General features: G+C 70.5%; 15 protein-coding genes and 1 pseudogene. 4 read left to right on the top strand and 12 right to left on the bottom strand.

The window, feature by feature from the left end:
• Positions 1–54: 54 nt before the first annotated feature.
• Both Psi02_RS38340 and Psi02_RS38345 read right to left on the bottom strand, forming a co-directional pair.
• Positions 55–1611 carry a hypothetical protein gene (locus Psi02_RS38340; protein WP_203980836.1) on the bottom strand — a complete coding sequence of 519 codons (1557 nt, stop codon included), beginning with the start codon at positions 1609–1611 and terminating at the stop codon, positions 55–57.
• Positions 1608–2378, bottom strand: a complete 771-nt coding sequence (locus Psi02_RS38345) for an ABC transporter ATP-binding protein (protein WP_203980837.1) — start codon at positions 2376–2378, stop codon at positions 1608–1610. The genes Psi02_RS38340 and Psi02_RS38345 overlap by 4 nt, the downstream gene beginning before the upstream one ends.
• 328 nt (positions 2379–2706) lie before the next feature.
• Between Psi02_RS38345 and Psi02_RS38350 the strand changes: the two genes are divergently transcribed.
• From Psi02_RS38350 to Psi02_RS38365, 4 genes are all read left to right on the top strand, one after another.
• A complete protein-coding gene (locus Psi02_RS38350) occupies positions 2707–4296 on the top strand; it encodes an acyl-CoA carboxylase subunit beta (protein ID WP_203980838.1) in 1590 nt (529 codons plus the stop codon).
• Complete coding sequence (locus Psi02_RS38355; RefSeq protein ID WP_203980839.1) at positions 4293–4508, top strand: acyl-CoA carboxylase subunit epsilon; 216 nt, start codon at positions 4293–4295, stop codon at positions 4506–4508. The genes Psi02_RS38350 and Psi02_RS38355 overlap by 4 nt, the downstream gene beginning before the upstream one ends.
• 147 nt (positions 4509–4655) lie before the next feature.
• The gene (locus tag Psi02_RS38360; protein WP_239095511.1) at positions 4656–5564 is read left to right on the top strand and encodes an NYN domain-containing protein; all 909 of its coding nucleotides are present in this window, start codon (positions 4656–4658) and stop codon (positions 5562–5564) included.
• A 66-nt stretch (positions 5565–5630) separates the two neighbouring features.
• Positions 5631–7172, top strand: a complete 1542-nt coding sequence (locus Psi02_RS38365) for a DNA-3-methyladenine glycosylase 2 family protein (protein WP_203980840.1) — start codon at positions 5631–5633, stop codon at positions 7170–7172.
• Positions 7173–7182: 10 nt separating this feature from the next.
• On the opposite strand, the gene Psi02_RS38370 is transcribed toward Psi02_RS38365, so the two are convergent.
• From Psi02_RS38370 to Psi02_RS38415, 10 genes and pseudogenes are all read right to left on the bottom strand, one after another.
• Complete coding sequence (locus Psi02_RS38370) at positions 7183–8157, bottom strand: hypothetical protein (protein ID WP_239095512.1); 975 nt, start codon at positions 8155–8157, stop codon at positions 7183–7185.
• On the bottom strand, positions 8154–8798 hold the full coding sequence (locus Psi02_RS38375) for a hypothetical protein (RefSeq protein WP_203980841.1): 645 nt from the start codon (positions 8796–8798) through the stop codon (positions 8154–8156). Before Psi02_RS38375 ends, Psi02_RS38370 begins: the two co-directional genes overlap by 4 nt.
• Positions 8799–8937: 139 nt before the next feature.
• Positions 8938–12168 carry a BTAD domain-containing putative transcriptional regulator gene (locus Psi02_RS38380; RefSeq protein WP_203980842.1) on the bottom strand — a complete coding sequence of 1077 codons (3231 nt, stop codon included), beginning with the start codon at positions 12166–12168 and terminating at the stop codon, positions 8938–8940.
• Positions 12169–12278: 110 nt separating this feature from the next.
• Entirely contained in the window at positions 12279–12707 is a 429-nt protein-coding gene (locus Psi02_RS38385; RefSeq protein WP_239095513.1) for a pilus assembly protein TadG-related protein, read from the bottom strand.
• Positions 12704–13069 (bottom strand): TadE/TadG family type IV pilus assembly protein, encoded by a 366-nt coding sequence (locus tag Psi02_RS38390; protein WP_203980843.1) that lies wholly within the window; start codon positions 13067–13069, stop codon positions 12704–12706. Before Psi02_RS38390 ends, Psi02_RS38385 begins: the two co-directional genes overlap by 4 nt.
• Positions 13070–13143: 74 nt before the next feature.
• On the bottom strand, positions 13144–13530 hold the full coding sequence (locus Psi02_RS38395) for a TadE family protein (RefSeq protein ID WP_239095514.1): 387 nt from the start codon (positions 13528–13530) through the stop codon (positions 13144–13146).
• Between the two features lie 274 nt (positions 13531–13804).
• Positions 13805–13999, bottom strand: a complete 195-nt coding sequence (locus Psi02_RS38400; protein ID WP_203980845.1) for a hypothetical protein — start codon at positions 13997–13999, stop codon at positions 13805–13807.
• The gene (locus tag Psi02_RS38405; RefSeq protein ID WP_203980846.1) at positions 14000–14956 is read right to left on the bottom strand and encodes a type II secretion system F family protein; all 957 of its coding nucleotides are present in this window, start codon (positions 14954–14956) and stop codon (positions 14000–14002) included. It lies immediately after the preceding gene.
• A gap of 126 nt (positions 14957–15082) precedes the next feature.
• Positions 15083–16027: a type II secretion system F family protein gene (locus Psi02_RS38410; protein WP_203980847.1), complete on the bottom strand. Its 945-nt coding sequence runs from the start codon at positions 16025–16027 to the stop codon at positions 15083–15085.
• Between the two features lie 43 nt (positions 16028–16070).
• Positions 16071–16260: pseudogene (locus Psi02_RS38415) on the bottom strand (CpaF family protein); the annotation flags it as partial.

A 16260-nucleotide genomic window follows, 5' to 3' on the forward strand; every position in this document is an offset into this window, starting at 1 on the left:
TCGCCCGAGACCGGTCTCACCCATTGGACTAGACCACTGCGGCGGCTCCCCTCCTCAGGTCGCCCGCGAGACTGCCGCGAGGATGGAGGGCAGGCGGGCGAATCCCACGAGCCCCGCCAATCTCCGGCCCGCCCACGCCACGGCCAGCCCGTACGGCACGGCGAGCACGCCCACCCACCCGTAGCCGAGCAGGACAGGAAGGACGATCGGCAGCGCCGCCGCGCTGGTCGCCGAGAACCCGGCGAAGGCGGAGCCGAACGCGAGGGGGCCCTGGCCGGGCGCGGCCCCGCTGAACGCGTTGAGCCGTTCAGGAAGGGTGTAGGGCAGCACCACACTGATCACCGCGCCCACTCCGAGCGCGACGCCCAGCACGCCCCATGCGGTGAGCGCCGCCGGCACCGCCCAGGCGGCGTTCCCCGCCAGCAACGCGGCGACGACCGAGATCACGCCGAGCAGCGGCACCGCGATGACGGCCATCGCGAGGTGCCTGCCGGCCAGGTCGGTACGCAGGTCGCGCTCCGAGGAGATCGCCACGGCGTTCATCCAGAGAGATCGGCCGTCGATGCCGAAGGAGTTGCACGCCTGTATGCCGATCATCAGGGCGGCCAGGCAGGCGGGGCCCGCGGCGGAGAACAGCCCCACCGGGCCGTTGTCGCCGCTGAGGGTGAACATGATGATTCCGCTGACCACGATCGCGGTGAACCAGGTGACCCGCCCCCGAGGCTCTCGCCTGGCGTATTTGAGCTCCTTGGCGGCGACGCCGCCCAGCATGCCCTGTGGGAGGAACCGGTCGATCCACGACCGGCGGACGGAGCCGCCGCCCTGGTTGGACACGTCCGGCATGACGAGGGCCCGGCGGAGGGCGACGATCCACAACCAGGCCAGCAGCGCCACCACGCCGGCGAGCACGACCACATCGGCCACTCCGACGAGGCCGCCGTCGGCGATCGCGTGAGCGGCCAGGCCGGGCGGCGTCCAGCGCAGCACCGCACCGGCGGAGGAGAGCAGGGCCTCCGGGTCTCCGGGAAGACCCCGGTTCAGGAGCAGGTTGGGCAACTGCGACAGCAGCAGGACGCCGACGGCGGCCACCGCGAGGACGTCGCGCCCGCGCCTGCTGCGCAGCGCGCCCGACAGCGCCGTGGTGAGCACCCGCGATGTGACCAGGCAGAGGGCGAACTGGAGCACGACGGCCACCAGGCCGATCAGCACTCCGCCCACTCCGTCGGCCAGGGCGGCGACGCCCCCGGCCAGGATGACGAGCGACGCCAGCGGCCAGGGTCCGGTCGCCGACGCGGCGGACATGCCGACCGCGAGTTGACGGGTGGTGAGCGGGAACAGGGCCAGCCGCGACGGGTCGAGCGTCTCGTCGACTCCGAAGATCACCAGCGGTATGACGGCCCATCCCAGTGCGAACAGCGTGAAGACCACGATCCCGACGTTGAGCGCCACGTCGGGGGATGCCAGCCGAAGGAGACTGAAGAGAACGAAACCGCCCAGCGCGAACGCGAGGGCGGCGAGCAGGGAGAAGGCGAAACCCACCTGCTTGATGAGGTCTCCCCTGAGGTTCCCCAGGATCAGCCGGAGTTTCAGCCGGACGAAGAGCGTCGTCATCGCGGGCCACCCGACGAGCCGAGCCACGACAGGCCCTCGTCCCCGCTGCCCCGGGCGCCGACGAGGTCGAGGAACGCCTCGTTCAGGGTCTGGTCACCACGCACCTCGGCCAGCGGGCCCTGCGCGACGATGTGGCCGCGGCTCATCACCGAGACCCAGTCGCAGAGCCGTTCGACCAGGTCCATGACGTGACTGGAGAAGATCACGGTCGAGCCGGACTCGGTGTATCTGCGCAGGACGTCGGTCAGCGTGTTGGCCGACACCGGGTCGACCCCCTCGAACGGCTCGTCCAGGAACAGCACGCCGGGGTTGTGCAGCAGCGCGGAGGCCAGGCCGATCTTCTTGCGCATGCCGGTCGAGTAGTCGATGACGAGCTTGTCCTGCGATTCGACCAGGTCCATGACGCGCAGCAGTTCGTCGGCCCGCCGACTGGTCTCCTCGAGTGGGATGCCCCTGAGGCGGCCGCTGTAGAGCAGCAACTCCCGGCCGGACAGGCGCTCGAACAGCCGAAGGCCCTCCGGCAGCACACCGATGTGCGCCTTCACGCTGACGGGATCGGCCCAGACGTTGTGACCGTTGATCTCGATCAGGCCGCCGTCGGGCAGCAACAGGCCGGTGATCATGCTCAGCGTCGTGGTCTTCCCCGCCCCGTTGGGTCCGACGAGGCCGGCGAAGCTGCCCTTCGGCACGATCAGGTCCACACCCCCGACGGCCACCTGTTGCCCGAACCTCTTGTACAACCCCTGTGTCCGCACCGCTTCGACCATGAGCCCCACTCTGCCAGTCCGTGCCCTTGCACGGCTTTCGCGCCGGTTGACGATTCGAGATCATGGTGGTTGCTCCGGCATGCGTCCAGGTTTCCCCGTATCGGGGACGTCCCGCGTTTCGATGCGTGGATCAGGCGGAATGGCTCAGAACGGCGCACGCCCCCGTCGCGGGTGGGTGTCACATGCTGGTTACCCTGTCGGGAATAACTGCGGGCGAACCCGACGTGGTCCGCGAAATCGACCGCGAGAATCGAGCGACTCCCGCAGCGGACGAGGGCTGGTGAGCGACCATGAGCACGGGGCGACCCGGACGAGGAGAGTGCGACCGATGACTGCCGAGCGAGCTCACGAGGTCGACATTCACACGACGGCCGGAAAGATCGCCGACCTGGACCGGCGGCTGCGTGAGGCCGCGAACGCCGGTTCCGAGCGAGCGGTGGACAAGCAGCACGCCAAGGGCAAGATGACCGCCCGCGAGCGACTGGTCGCCTTCCTCGACGAGGGCTCGTTCGTGGAGTTCGACGAACTGGCCCGGCACCGGTCGACGAGCTTCGGCATGGAGCAGGAGCGTCCGTACGGCGACGGCGTGGTCACCGGGCACGGCACGGTGGACGGACGCCCGGTCGCGGTGTTCGCACAGGACTTCACGGTGTTCGGCGGATCTCTCGGCGAAGTGTTCGGCGAGAAGATCGTCAAAGTCATGGACCACGCGCTGAAGACCGGCTGCCCGGTGGTCGGCATCAACGACTCGGGCGGCGCGCGAATCCAGGAGGGAGTCGTCTCCCTGGGCCTCTACGCCGAGATCTTCAAGCGGAACGTGCACGCCTCGGGCGTGATCCCGCAGATCTCGCTGATCATGGGCCCCTGCGCGGGCGGGGCCGTCTACTCCCCCGCTCTGACCGACTTCGTCCTGATGGTGCAGGAGAAGTCGCACATGTTCATCACCGGCCCGGACGTGATCAAGACGGTCACCGGCGAGGAGGTGACGTTCGAGGAACTGGGGGGTGCGCACACGCACAACTCCAAGTCCGGGGTCGCCCACTACGAGGCCTCGGACGAGGAGGACTGCCTCGATTTCGCCAAGGCCCTGCTGTCCTACCTGCCCTCGAACAACATGGACGCGGCTCCCGAGTTCGGCGTCGAGGTCTCGCTGGAGACGACCGCCGACGACAGGGAACTCGACACCCTCATCCCCGACTCGGCCAACCAGCCCTATGACATGCAGACGGTCATTCGGCACGTCCTGGACGACGGCGAGTTCCTGGAGATCCACGCCGGCTTCGCGCCGAACATCGTGGTCGGCTTCGGTCGCGTCGAGGGACATTCGGTGGGGGTGGTCGCCAACCAGCCGATGAGTTTCGCCGGGACTCTCGACATCGCGGCTTCGGAGAAAGCGGCTCGGTTCGTCCGCACATGCGATGCCTTCAACATCCCAGTGTTGACATTTGTTGATGTGCCTGGATTTCTTCCTGGGACAGATCAGGAATGGAATGGCATCATTCGCCGGGGCGCGAAACTCCTCTACGCGTATGCCGAAGCGACGGTGCCCTTGGTCACGGTCATCACCAGGAAGGCGTACGGCGGGGCCTACGACGTCATGGGCTCCAAGCACCTCGGCGCCGACGTCAACCTGGCCTGGCCCACCGCGCAGATCGCGGTGATGGGCGCCCAAGGCGCGGTCAACATCCTTTACCGGCGGGAGCTGACGGCGTCCGACGATCCCGACGCCGCGCGCGCCCGGCTGGTCGGGGAGTACGAGGACACGCTGGCCAACCCTTATCTCGCGGCCGAGCGCGGTTACGTCGACGCGGTCATCCGGCCCTCGGACACCCGGGTCCAGGTCGTCAGGGCACTGCGCGCGCTGCGCAACAAGAGGGCCTCGTTGCCCCCGAAGAAGCATGGGAACATCCCGCTATGAGTGAGCGAGAGCCGTACCTCAGGATCGTGCGCGGCGACGCGACCGCCGAGGAGATCGCGGCGCTCGTCGCCGCACTGGCCGTACGGACGACCCCCGAGGCGAAAACCGTCCTTCGTGTGAATAACTGGAGGAATCCGGCTCTTCGGATGCGCGGGGCGCTGCCCCGTGGAACGGGGGCATGGCGGGCGGCGTTCATGCCCGGCCACAGGTGAGCGCCACGCGATTAGATCAGTCGAACAGGGTGTCAACTGGCCCAAGAGTTGGGACTATCTAGAAAGTGGGGGAATATAGTCAGCCGATCAACTAGTGACGAGTCCTGGAGGACACCAATGGCCGTCCCGGACTTCAACGCACACGGCATGACCGCTAAGTATGCCGTTCTTGTAGACGTGGGTTACCTGTATGCCGCAGCGGGCGAAGTCCTCTTGGGAGCGAAGGAGCGCAAGGAGTACCGCGTAGCGGCGGACGAGCTCATCCAGTCCCTGCAGAAGCACGCTCTTGAGCGCATTCCCGGCGAACTGCTCCGCGTTTACTGGTACGACGCGGCCCGGGACCGTGTTCCGACCGTCGACCAGCGCGTGATCGCCCAACTTCCCTGGGTGAAGGTCCGCCTGGGCAACCTGAACGCGCGGGGCCAGCAGAAAGGCGTGGACGCGCAGATCCGCAGCGACCTCGAGGCCCTGGCCCGGCACCACGCCGTGAGCGACACCGTGCTGATCGCCGGCGACGAGGACATGGTGCCGGCCGTGGAGGCCGCCCAGGCCTACGGCGTGCGGATCCACCTGTGGGGGGTCGAGCCGCCCTTCGGGACCAACCAGGCCGAGCGCCTGGTCTGGGAGTCCGACACGGTGGAGATCCTCAACGCCGATTTCCTGCGACCTTATTTCAATCGTGCTCCCGTTCCCGTTCCCGTCACCCCTGCCCCGTCGCCGGCCCAGGTGTTCGCCGGCCGTACGGTCAAACCGGTGCCGAAGGTGCCGGCCGGCGGTCAGGTGGCGAAGCTCGGCCCCGGCAGGCCGCACGTCGAAGAGGTCGGCGAGCATGTCGCGCAGAAGTGGATCCTCACCCGGGGACGCGACAACATCCGCGACCTGCTTCCCGGGCCGATCCTGCCCACGGTCATCGACACCGAGTTGCTGATCGAGGCGGAGAAGGAACTCGGCCATTCGCTGCGGCCCTACCCCGAGGCCAGGGTGTGGCTGAGGGACGGTTTCTGGGCCCGCGTCTACCGGGAGTTCGACCTCGGCGTCGGCGTCTCCAGCAAATAGCCGGCCTCCGGGCGAGGTCTGATTTCCGCTGGTACGGAGAAGCGACCGACGCATAACGTCGTAGGTGTGACCACGAAACAGCTCGACTTCGACGCGTGCTACGTGGCGGTCTCCGCGCGGGACGCCCGATTCGACGGGCGGTTCTACACGGCGGTCACCTCGACCGGGATCTACTGCCGCCCGATCTGCCCGGCTCGCACGCCCGCGAGGAAGAACGTGCGGTTCTACCGGCACGCGGCGACGGCCGAGGCCGCCGGCTTCCGGCCGTGCCGCCGCTGCCGGCCCGAGCTCAGCCCCGGTGATCCCGGCTGGGACGTGCGTGCCGACCTCGTCGGCCGGGCCCTGCGGCTGATCGACGACGGGCTGGCCGACGAACGCGGCGTGGCGGGGCTGGCCCAGCGGTTGCACGTCACCGAGCGGCATCTGCTCCGCCTGTTCGTCGCCGAACTGGGCACCGGCCCGCTCGCGGTCGCCCGGACCCGGCGGCTGCTGCTGGCCAAGCAACTCCTCACCGAGACGCCGCTGCCGATCACCGACGTGGCGTTCGCCGCGGGCTTCGGCAGCGTCCGCCAGTTCAACGCGGCCATGAAGGAGTCGTACGGCTTCGCGCCCGGAGAGCTCAGGAAGGCCGCCGGGCCTCTGGCGTCCTCCCGCACCGCGCCGGCGATCACGACCGGGCTCACGCTCCGGCTGGCCTATCGGCGGCCCTACGACGCGCAGACCGTGCTCGGCTTCCTCGCCGCCCGTGCGATCCCGGGGGTGGAGACCGCCACCTGGTCGGCGCCGGCGGACGGCGGAGCCGCTCAGGTCACCGGCTTCAGCCGGGCCGTCCCCGGCGGCCGGATCACGCTCACCCCCGCGGACGATCACATCAGGCTCACCGTGCGAACCTGCGACACCAGACACCTCGCCAGGATCGTGGCCCGCTGCCGCAGGCTGCTCGACCTGGACGCCGATCCCGGGGCGATCACCGCCGTCCTCGGCTCGACCGGCCTCGCGCCGCTCGTCGGGGAACACCCGGGCCTCCGGGTGCCCGGCGCGTTCGACGGCTTCGAACTGGCGGTGCGGGCGGTGGTCGGCCAGCAGATCTCAGTCGCCGGCGCCCGGACCCTCCTCGGCCACATCGTCGCCCGTGCGGGCAGCCCCGCCGTACCCGACGCACTGCCCTACGCCGCGCCCGACGCACTGCCCGACGTCGCGCCCGGCCCGGAGCCTGATCCGACGCGGCCCGGCGGCGAACCCGCGCTGCTCTTCCCGACGGCGGAGCGGCTGGCCGACGCCGACCTCACGGGTCTCGGGCTCACCGATCGCGGGATCGCCGCACTCAAGAACCTGGCGAGAGCCGTCATCGATCAGGACATCGACCTCGACGGCGCCGAGGACCCCGCCGACACCGCGGCCAGGCTGCTCGAGATCCCCGGCATCGGCCCGTGGACCACCGGATACATCGCCCTGCGGGCGCTCGGCGATCCGGACGCGTGGCCGGAAGGCGACCTCGGGCTCACCAGGGCCATGACGCGGCTGCGCATCCCGGCCGAGCAGATCGAGCGGTGGCGTCCGTGGCGTGCCTACGCCGCCGTCCACCTGTGGAACGCCGACGCCGCCTGACCCGGACGCCTCAGCGGCGTACCGTGCTCTGCACCTCGCCGACGGTGACACCGCGCTCCACCGTGACCTGCACAGGGGCGAAGGCGAGCCCGACGGCGCCTCCCGTGCTGGCCCCGGTGACGTCCCAGACGGTCGTCACCGTGAGCCGGTAGGCCCTGCCTCCCAGATCGGCCGAGGAGCGCAGATACTTGACGCCGCAGGTGAAGCCGGCACTCTGGTCCCGCTTGCCGGTCGGGCCGCACGCGCTGCGGGTCTCCGCCCGGGGGGCTCCGGGCTCGGAACCGACCTCGGTCCTGTCCAGCGTGGCCGTCACCGTGGCCGACATGACGCCCGGGAGCGTGGCCGTCACCGAGCGGGTGGTCGCGCCGATGCCGTCGAGCCAGACCCACGTGGGCAGGTTCACGTAGCTCTTGGCGTCGGGGTTCAGGTTGATCGTCGGTTCCGGCACGGTCAGCGCCGCACGGGCGATCTGCAGCAGTTCCTCAGCCGTGATCCCCCCGGGCGGCGTGGTGCCCTGCGGCACCCACAGCGCACCCTCGAGGCCGGCCCAGCAGGACATCCCGCCGGGGTCGGCCGAGTTGTACGCGGGGCTCCACCACTTGCCGGGCTGGCCGACCTTGTCCTTGTACTGCTTGAGGAACTCCTGGAACTGCTCCTCCGTCGCGCCCGGATTCGTGCGGTACCACCAGTCCTGCACGCCCTCCTGGCTCTGGAGCATCTCCTCGGCGGACTTGCCGGGCTCGTACCAGCACGGCCGGGGGACCCGATAGCCGTCGGCGCTGCCGCCGAGGCCGTTGCCGGACAGCGTGATGCTGGAGTTCTCCAGCGTCACGCCCGCCGTACGGCCGTCCTGGTAACCACCGCCCTGCGGCCCGCCGGGGTCCCCGGCGGCCGCCACCGTCAGCGACGCGCCGGCCAGCAGGGACACCAGCAGGAATCGCCTGCTCCTCGGCAACCGTCCGCGCCTGGTTCGCTCCGTGCTCATCGGACGCACTCCTTCGCGCGCTCGTCGGGATAGGAGGCGTGCCGGAACAGCATGATGCGCCACGTGCCGTCATCACCCTGTCGTACGGCCGCGACCTGGAAATACGTCGATCGGGGCGGTTTGGTCCACGCGGGCTGCGCGGGCACGGGCGTGCCCGACCGGTCGGTGACCCGCACTCCCGACTCGTCCACGCACGCGTCGATCTGCGCGCCATGCCCGTCGACGGAGGCCACCCGCAACGCGTAGAGCTTGGCCACGCCACGCGCCGACCACTTGCCTGCCACGAACCCGCGCACCCACTTGTAGGCGTCACGGGCGGCGGCGTCCTCGACTCCGCCGAGGTAGGACTTGTCCTTGCCCAGGCTGCCGACCGCCCGCCAGCGGCCGGCGTAGTAGTCGGTGAACGCCTTGACGATGGCGGTGTGTGAGGCGTTCAGCCCGTCGGGCCACTCGGTCTCGACCTTCAGCCCGGGGCCTGCGGCGACCGTCTCCGCGCCCGGCGGCTTCACCGCTCCCGCTCCACTCGAGGGCTGACCGGCGACCGCTCCCGCAGGCGTGAAGTCGCGCTCCTGCGGCGATCCCCCGCAGGCCGCCAGGAGGGCGCAGATCGACACCATGGCGGCGGCTCTCCAGCGCGTCAACAGCGGCCTCCGGTCGGTCCTCCGGTCGGTGGAACCCCCCGCCGGGACGACCGTAGCCATCGTGACGGGAAGTGATCCACCGTTATGCGCGGATCGGCATGATCCGGAGGTGGCACGGGCACGCAATTCGGGGCTCCGATCAGGCGAGACGGGGGGTTCTGAGGTCGGAACGGGCTCCGCGGCGCCAGGCCGGGAGGAGCTCCTCGATGAGCGCCTCCGTCTCGGGGGCCATGCCGCCGCCGTACGGATGGGAGGCCGCGCGCCTGTACAGGCCGTCGACGACCACCCGGAGCTGAGCCTGGTCGCCGCTGCCGTGCGCGGCCCTCAGCAGGTCTCGCCACAGGCCCTCGTCGTCGGCGGTGAGCAGGAGACCCGCCCGCGCCGCCGCCACCGCGGCCTGCGGATCGCCCTGCGCCAGCCGGATCGCGCACAACCCGTGGGCGGCGTCGGCCACCCGTGCGGTCACGTCGTATTCCAGGGAGTCCGCCGCCAGCCAGGCGTACCTGTTGCCCGGCCGTCCGTTCAGGAGGGGCCCGCGCACAAGGGCCAGCGCCTTGTCCAGCAGCGCGGCCTGCGCGTCGTCGGACCGTCCCGCGTCGGCGAGCTCACCCGCTCTGCGGACCAGCGAGTGGAACAACTGCCAGTCCGTACGGACCTCCGGGCCGAGGCGGATCCTGCCGGAGTTGTCGAGGAAGAGATGTGGCCGCCCCTCCGCGTCCTTCCCGAGCCATTCGGCCACGCGCGCGATGGTGGCGTCCCTGACGACGGGCTGAACTCCGCGGGGCCACAACACCCCGCCCAGGACGACGGGATGGACGCCGGCCCTGTGCGTGGCCAGATAGACGACCAGCTCCTGGGCCAGCGCGGCCCTGCCCTCCTCGAGCGGGTTGACCGGGCTGATCTCGATCGGGCCGAGGATGCGCACCTCGATCGACGGCGGATCGTCCTGCACGTCTTCGACCGGCTCATAACCGGTGAGCGGCTCCCCCTCGGTCTGCTGAGCCGTACGGAACAGGCCGATCACGGCGTCGTAGTGCCTGCGGGGCAGCAGGTGGGCGTCGACGTCGAAGCCCAGGGCGTCGATCCGCGCCCTGCCGTCCTCGGTGATCTCCCAGTTCCAGGTCGCGTGGTCGACTTCTCCGGCGAGCACGAATCCGCTGGCCGTGCGCATGTCCTTGCCCAGGATCGCCAGGCGGCGAGTCTCGTCCTCGTCCGGGCGAATCGCCGACAACAGGTAGTGCGGCGTCCAGGCCGGGTCGGCCACACGGCCGTGGATGCGGCCTCTCAGGACGTCCTCGCCCCGTTGGACACGCTCCTCGAACTCGGGCAGCACCTCGGCCAGGCTTCCCGCCGTCCGGATGCGGTCGGGCGCGAGCTCCGTCAGCTCCTCGCCGAACCCGACCAGGGTGATCCGCATGTCGTCGGACCACCGGTTGGTCGCCAGCTCCACCGCGAGGGCGGACAGGCCCGCGACCGTGTGCGCCCCGGTCATGGCGACCACGCCGCGAGCCGCCTCCAGGTCGATCAGCACCCGGCCGTCGTCGCCGCTGCCCAGCGACACCAGCCCGGGGTACGGCGCGGGCACTTCGGCCAGGGCGTTCTCGTCGATCCTGCGGCCTTCGTGGGCGGGCAACCGCCACACCTGACCGCCGTCACACGCCTCCCAGGGCTCCGGGGCGTCGTCGTCGGCAGGCTGGATCCACAGGTCGAGCCCGCGGGCGGACAGGTGCACGGCGTAGATGGTCGGCGGCCGTCTGTCCGCCTCGGCGAGGAGTTTGCCCAGCAGGCGCAGGCCGATGTCGAGCATGCGGCTGCCCGGGGTGTCCGCGCCCAGGCGGATCGCGACCTCTGCGCCGGCCGCGTCCCCGCGCGGCCGGGCGATCCTGCGGCCGGAGACGCGCCGCCAGAGCTGCTCCCTCCTGCGCCGCCCGAGCAGGGCGAGAAGGCCGGCGGAGGCCAGCGTCGCCGCGCCGAGATAGTCGATGAGGTCCAGCCCCGCGGCGGAGTCCTCGGGATCGGCCACGGGCGCACGTCCTGCCGGGGCGCCCGCGCTCTCGGACGACTCGCCGGGGGCGGGCCGGCTCGGGGCGGCGCTGGACGGCTCGGCGGCAGGCGGGGCGGCCGGGGCCGGGGTGGCGGGTGCGGACGTGGCAGGTGCGGACGGCTTGGCGGTGGCCTGCGCGGTAGGGGTTCCCTTGGGCATCGCGGGCGGCGGGAGCACGATCTCGGGCTTCCCCTGGCCGGGGAGTCCGATCCCCGTCTCGGGCGGGTCGGTCTCGTCCGGCCCGGCCGTGGGGCCGGTCGCGGGCGGGTCGGCCCTGCCCTCCCCGGGCGTCGTGGCCGGCTGGGGATCCGTGCGAGAGTCGCCCGGCTGAGGCGTCTCCGCCTTCTCCACCTTGTCCGGCTTATCGGGCTTATCGGGCTTGTCGACCTTGCCGCCGGGTGATCCCTGGTACTCGGCGAGGATCTCCGAACGGTCGTCGTCGGCCGAGACCACGTGGACGTGGCGGGCGTCGTCCGGCATGTCGAGCACCCAACCGGGCCGGATCAGGTCGGCCATGCGCAGCCTGGTGCCGTCGGGCTGCACCTTGTGCTGGTTGAGCCGGTAGATCTCGTGGTAGCGCCGGCCGTCACCCAGGCACTTGTCGGCGATCTCCCACAGGCTCTCGTGATGGCGGCCGTGCGGCGGCTGGACGATGTAGACCTTCTTGACCTCGCGCGCTTGGACGGGCTCCTGCGCGGCGTCGAGGGCGATCGGCGCGGACAGGGCCACCGTCTGCGGGGTGATCGGGGCGGGGGCTCCCATGCGCACGATGGGCGCGGCCACCACGGTCGCGGTGAACAGCAGCAACACCGCTGACACCAGGCGGTTGGCGAGCGCCTGGGTGCCTCCCGACAGGGGGACGCGGGCGGGCAGTCCGACCCTTCTGATCCCGGCGTACACCTCGACGACCAGGCACAACACCAGCTGAAGCCAGGCGAGCCAGACCAGGACAAGGAGGATCGCGACGATCGTCTCCGGTCCGAGTTGCCTCGTGAACAGGTCGGCGCGGAGCAGTTCCCTGGGCAGGGGCGGCCCGGCCAGGGTGAGCAGCGCGTACGGCACGCCACCCACGAGAACGACGAGGACCAGCAGTGCCCCGAGCCCCGCGAAGACGTCTCGGACCGTCCGGCGCGGCGCGATGCGAACGGGACGGCGACTTCGCCACTGCTCGGGTGGCCGCCGCGGAGCGGGCCCCCGGGACGCCGGCGGCCGCGGTGACGCACCCGATCCACGCGGGCGGGGAGGGGGACCGGCCGACTGCGGCCAGCCGCTTCCCTTGGGACGCCCGCGTTCACGCACGTCCTCCGAGCCGTCCTGCGGGGACATGCCCAGTCCCGAGGGCGGCCGGCGACCCGGCGGTATGGGCTTGTGGGACACCCGTCATCCCTCCCCGGGGTCGTCGTCCGATGGGCGGTGTACCGCCGCTGTGTCACTCATCAGGCACCCTCATCCGGAGCGGCGATGGCACTGCCTTCCATGTCGTAGGCGTCGAACCCGAGCATGGAGAGGAAGACGGTGTCCCAGTGGGCGGAGACCACGACCGTCACCTCGGTCGCCGTCGGCGAGCAGTCCTCCATGGCCACGCCCTCGGCCGCCTGTGCGTCCACGACCTGCTCGGCCTTCGCACAGACGTCGTCGTCGCCCAGAAGTCTCACCTGGCCCGTGTTCCTCAGCAGCGGGACGTCGATCTGGTCGGCCGCGCCCCGGGCGGCCTGCTCGGCGATGTCGGCGGCCTTGAGCCGGGCGTTGATGGCCGCCCCGCCGTCCACCAGCAGCCCGGCCAGGAGGAATACGGCGAGCGAGAAGACCACGACGAACACCGACATCGAGCCACGATCACGCGCGGACTTCCGAAGAGGAGTCATTCCACCCTCCGGAACTGCTCCAGCGGAACCACGGAACTGCCGGACATCTGCTGCACCACGCTGAAGCCGAGGAACGCGAGGTCGATCTGGCACGACACGGTCACCTTGACGACACCACCCGGTTCCCATTCCGCTCCGTCGACGCTGACCTGCGGCGCACAGTCGGCCGTCAGGGTCTCGGCCGCGGCGAAGCCGGCCGCGTCCTCGGCGTCGCCCAGTGTCCGCTGGACCGAGGCCGCCCGCGCGGCGTCCCGAGCCGCGCCGTTCACCTCGCCCTGGGCCTCCACGATCCGGCCCGCCCCCACCAGGAACATCAGGAAGATCAGGAAGACCGGTGCCAGCAGCACCGTCTCGACGGCCATCGATCCGGCCTCTGACCTCGCTTCACGCCGCGACGGCGCGGTCGCTTCCCTTGGCGAAAGCCGTACATGCCTGATCATTCGCACCCCGGGCTGCCGTCATCGGGGCGGAAACATTCGGTGGGACCGCCGAAATGCGAGGTGATCGTGAACGTGCGCGCCGGAAGGAGCGGCACGACCTGGACGACGGTGCCGGTCACGTCCACGCCGCGCTCGTCTCCGTTCTCCCAGGCCGACACCGTCGCGTCGCTGAGCAGCTGGGGGCCGATCGCCTGCACGATCTCTTCCGCCTTGGTCTCCGCCTCGCCCTGCCAGCCGCTCGATGTGCCGGAGGCACGGGCGATCCGAGCGCCCTCTCGCGCGGCGGCGTCCGCGACCTGGCGGCCGTGGATCCACAGGGTCATCTGCACGATCAGCAGCACGATGGCCAGGATGATGGGCATGATCATGGCGAGCTCGACCACGGTCGCCCCGCGCTCTCCATGACCATGCCCACGGCCGGCATCGGCCTCGCGGCGAGACCCGCGGTGCCGTCCGACACGTGAACGCTCCTCGCGCAGGTCGTCTCGGGACACGCGTACGGCACGCCCATGCCCGTCGGGCCCCGATGGACGATCCCGACACGGTGGCATGCCGGATTCGCCCGGCCTGCGGCCGAGCCCTCCGCCGGCCCCCCGAGAGGCCGGAAGTCGTGCGCGTACGCCTGCGAGAGGTCTCATCAGCGTTGCCGGCGCCTCGTTAGAAGCTGTCTTCGATCTCGCCCTGCTTGTCCGTCACGAGGCCCTGGATGAGAGTGGCGAGGCCGAGAGCGACCGCGGCGATGATGGCCGTGATGATGACCCACTCGACGGCCGACGCCCCCCTGGTGGGTGCGGTCCGTGCGCGCTCGATTCGGACGTTGAGCATTACGACGAGGTAGTTGATCAGGTTCATTTACGATCCCAACATTTTCATCGCTGCAGGAAAACTGAGGAAGAGCACGAAGCCCGCGCACAGCAGTAGCTGGGCGACGAGCATCTTCTGGGACCGCTCTCCCGCCTTCCCTTCGAGCTCCGCGAGTTCCCGGCGGCGGAGGGTGGCGGCTCGTGCGGTCAAGGAGGCCCGGACTTTGGCACCGTCGTCTGCCACGAGTCCGAGAGCGGCTGACAGGTCGCGGAGTTCGTCGACGTTGATCTCGTCGCCGAGCTGACCGAGTGCCTGCCACGGGGTGATACCGACGATCCTGGCGCTGGCGAGGGCTTCACGGATCCGTTCCATGGCCCAGTTGGTACCGGACGGTGCACCCATCCCGCCGGCGGGAGACGAGGCGGGACTGCCGACGGACACGGCCGTCATCAGCGCTTCGGGCACGCCGCGCCCGCCCGCGAGATTCATGGCGACGAGATCGAGGAACGCCCCCACCGCATGGCGGAAGTCTTCTCGCCGAATCGCCGCGTCCCGCCGGATCTGTATGTCGGGGAGCACGAAGAACACGAGCGCCACGGCGAGCGCCGCCCAGAGGGGAATCTGGGGCGACACCCCCCAGCCCATGACCGCCATCCAGCCGACGATGAGCGGAAACGACAGCAGGCCGGACACCGCGAGCAAGATCTTCGTGGCCAGGAAGCCTTCGAAGGATCTTCCCAGCAACGCCAGGTCCGCTCTGATCGAACGGAGTTCCCACCCCCTCGATGCGTAGAAGCCGGCCAGCCGGGCGCCGAGGGCCAGCCGGAAGGGACTGGCCTGCTCCTCAGGGGAGATCAGCACCGTCCTCGGGGCGTCCCCACCGGCACGGGCGGAATCGAGGGCGGACAGCCGGGTGATCAGACCGGGCCGGGCCGGGAACAGCGCGCAGAACAGCAGAAAGAGGCCGAGCCCCAGCACGCCGCCCATCAGTACGGTCGCGATCACGACGCCCCCTTGAGTACATGATCACGATTGGCGTGGATGCAGGTGACGTGCGTGCCGGCGAGGACATGCATGATCACGACGCGAGAAGGCGCCGGTCGAGGATCGTTTCCCCGAGCTTGTGCATGATCACGTCTGTTCATTGAGCAGGTCACCGCCTCTCGGGTCGAAGCTGTGCATGATCACGTCCGGCTGAAGCGGGGTGGGGCGGTGATACGGGGCGAGGATCCTGGCGGGTTTCTCGAACTTGGCGAGCCGCCGCATCCAGGCGAACCCGGCGCCGAACAGGCCTGCGACGACGACCAGCACGGCCTGACCGAGCAGTGAGTTGTAATCGTCGACGTAAGAGCGGTTCAGGACCACGAGGCCTCCGGCGAAGAGCAGCGCCGCGATGACGATGATCTTCACGCTCGTGCGCGTCGACTGACGCTCCGACGAGACCCGTCGGCGCATGTCGAGCTCCTCGCGGGCCGATCCCGCGAGCGCGGACAGGACGTCGCGCAGTCCGGGACCGCGCAGTTTCGAGTTGAGGATCAGGGCCGCCACCACGAGGTCCGCGGACGGATCCGCCAGTTCGTCGGCGAACATCCGCAGGGCGTCGGCAAGCGGCACGCGGGTGTGAAGCCGGTCGACGAGTGCCCGCAAGGGTGCCTGCAACGAGGGAGCGGCCACCCGGACGGACACCGGAATCGCCTGTTCCAGGCCGGCGGCGCCGGCGATCGTGTCGCGCAAGGACTCGGTCCAGGCCGCGAGCCCCTCCAGGTGCCGTATGGCGAGGCGTTCCTCGGCCGATCCTCCGGCGAGTCCGCGCCAGGCCAGGACGAGCACGACGGCGCCCACCGCGATCACGGGCCAGCCCGTCACCACCAGGACCAGCACGCCGACGACGGCGGCCACCGCCGTCCTGGTGGTCAGCGTCCGGAGCAACTGGGCCCGCCTGGCGCTCGTATCGGGAGTCGCGGGTCTGGTGCGCATGCCGTACAGGGCGAGCACGAACAGGAACAGGCCGCCGCCGACCACCGCTCCGCAGAGCAGCACCAGCGGGTCGAGGACGCCGGGAGGCACCAGCCGCATCAGAGCCCTCCCCCGTGGCAGGTCGTGAAGGGAGCGGACGCCTTCATCGCCACACCCCCTGCATGGGGTCGTAGCCGAAGTGGGCGAGCTCGTCGGCGCAGGAGATCGGCGCGTGCGGCACGACGCCACCGTCCGGGGAGGCCACGAAGACCTCGGAGGAGAGCACCCGGCCGTCGACTCCGGTGACCTCGCGCACGCTGGAGACGAAGCGCCGCAGAGTTCCGCCGAAGTGG

The organism is Planotetraspora silvatica (genome assembly GCF_016863315.1).
Classification (GTDB): domain Bacteria; phylum Actinomycetota; class Actinomycetes; order Streptosporangiales; family Streptosporangiaceae; genus Planotetraspora; species Planotetraspora silvatica.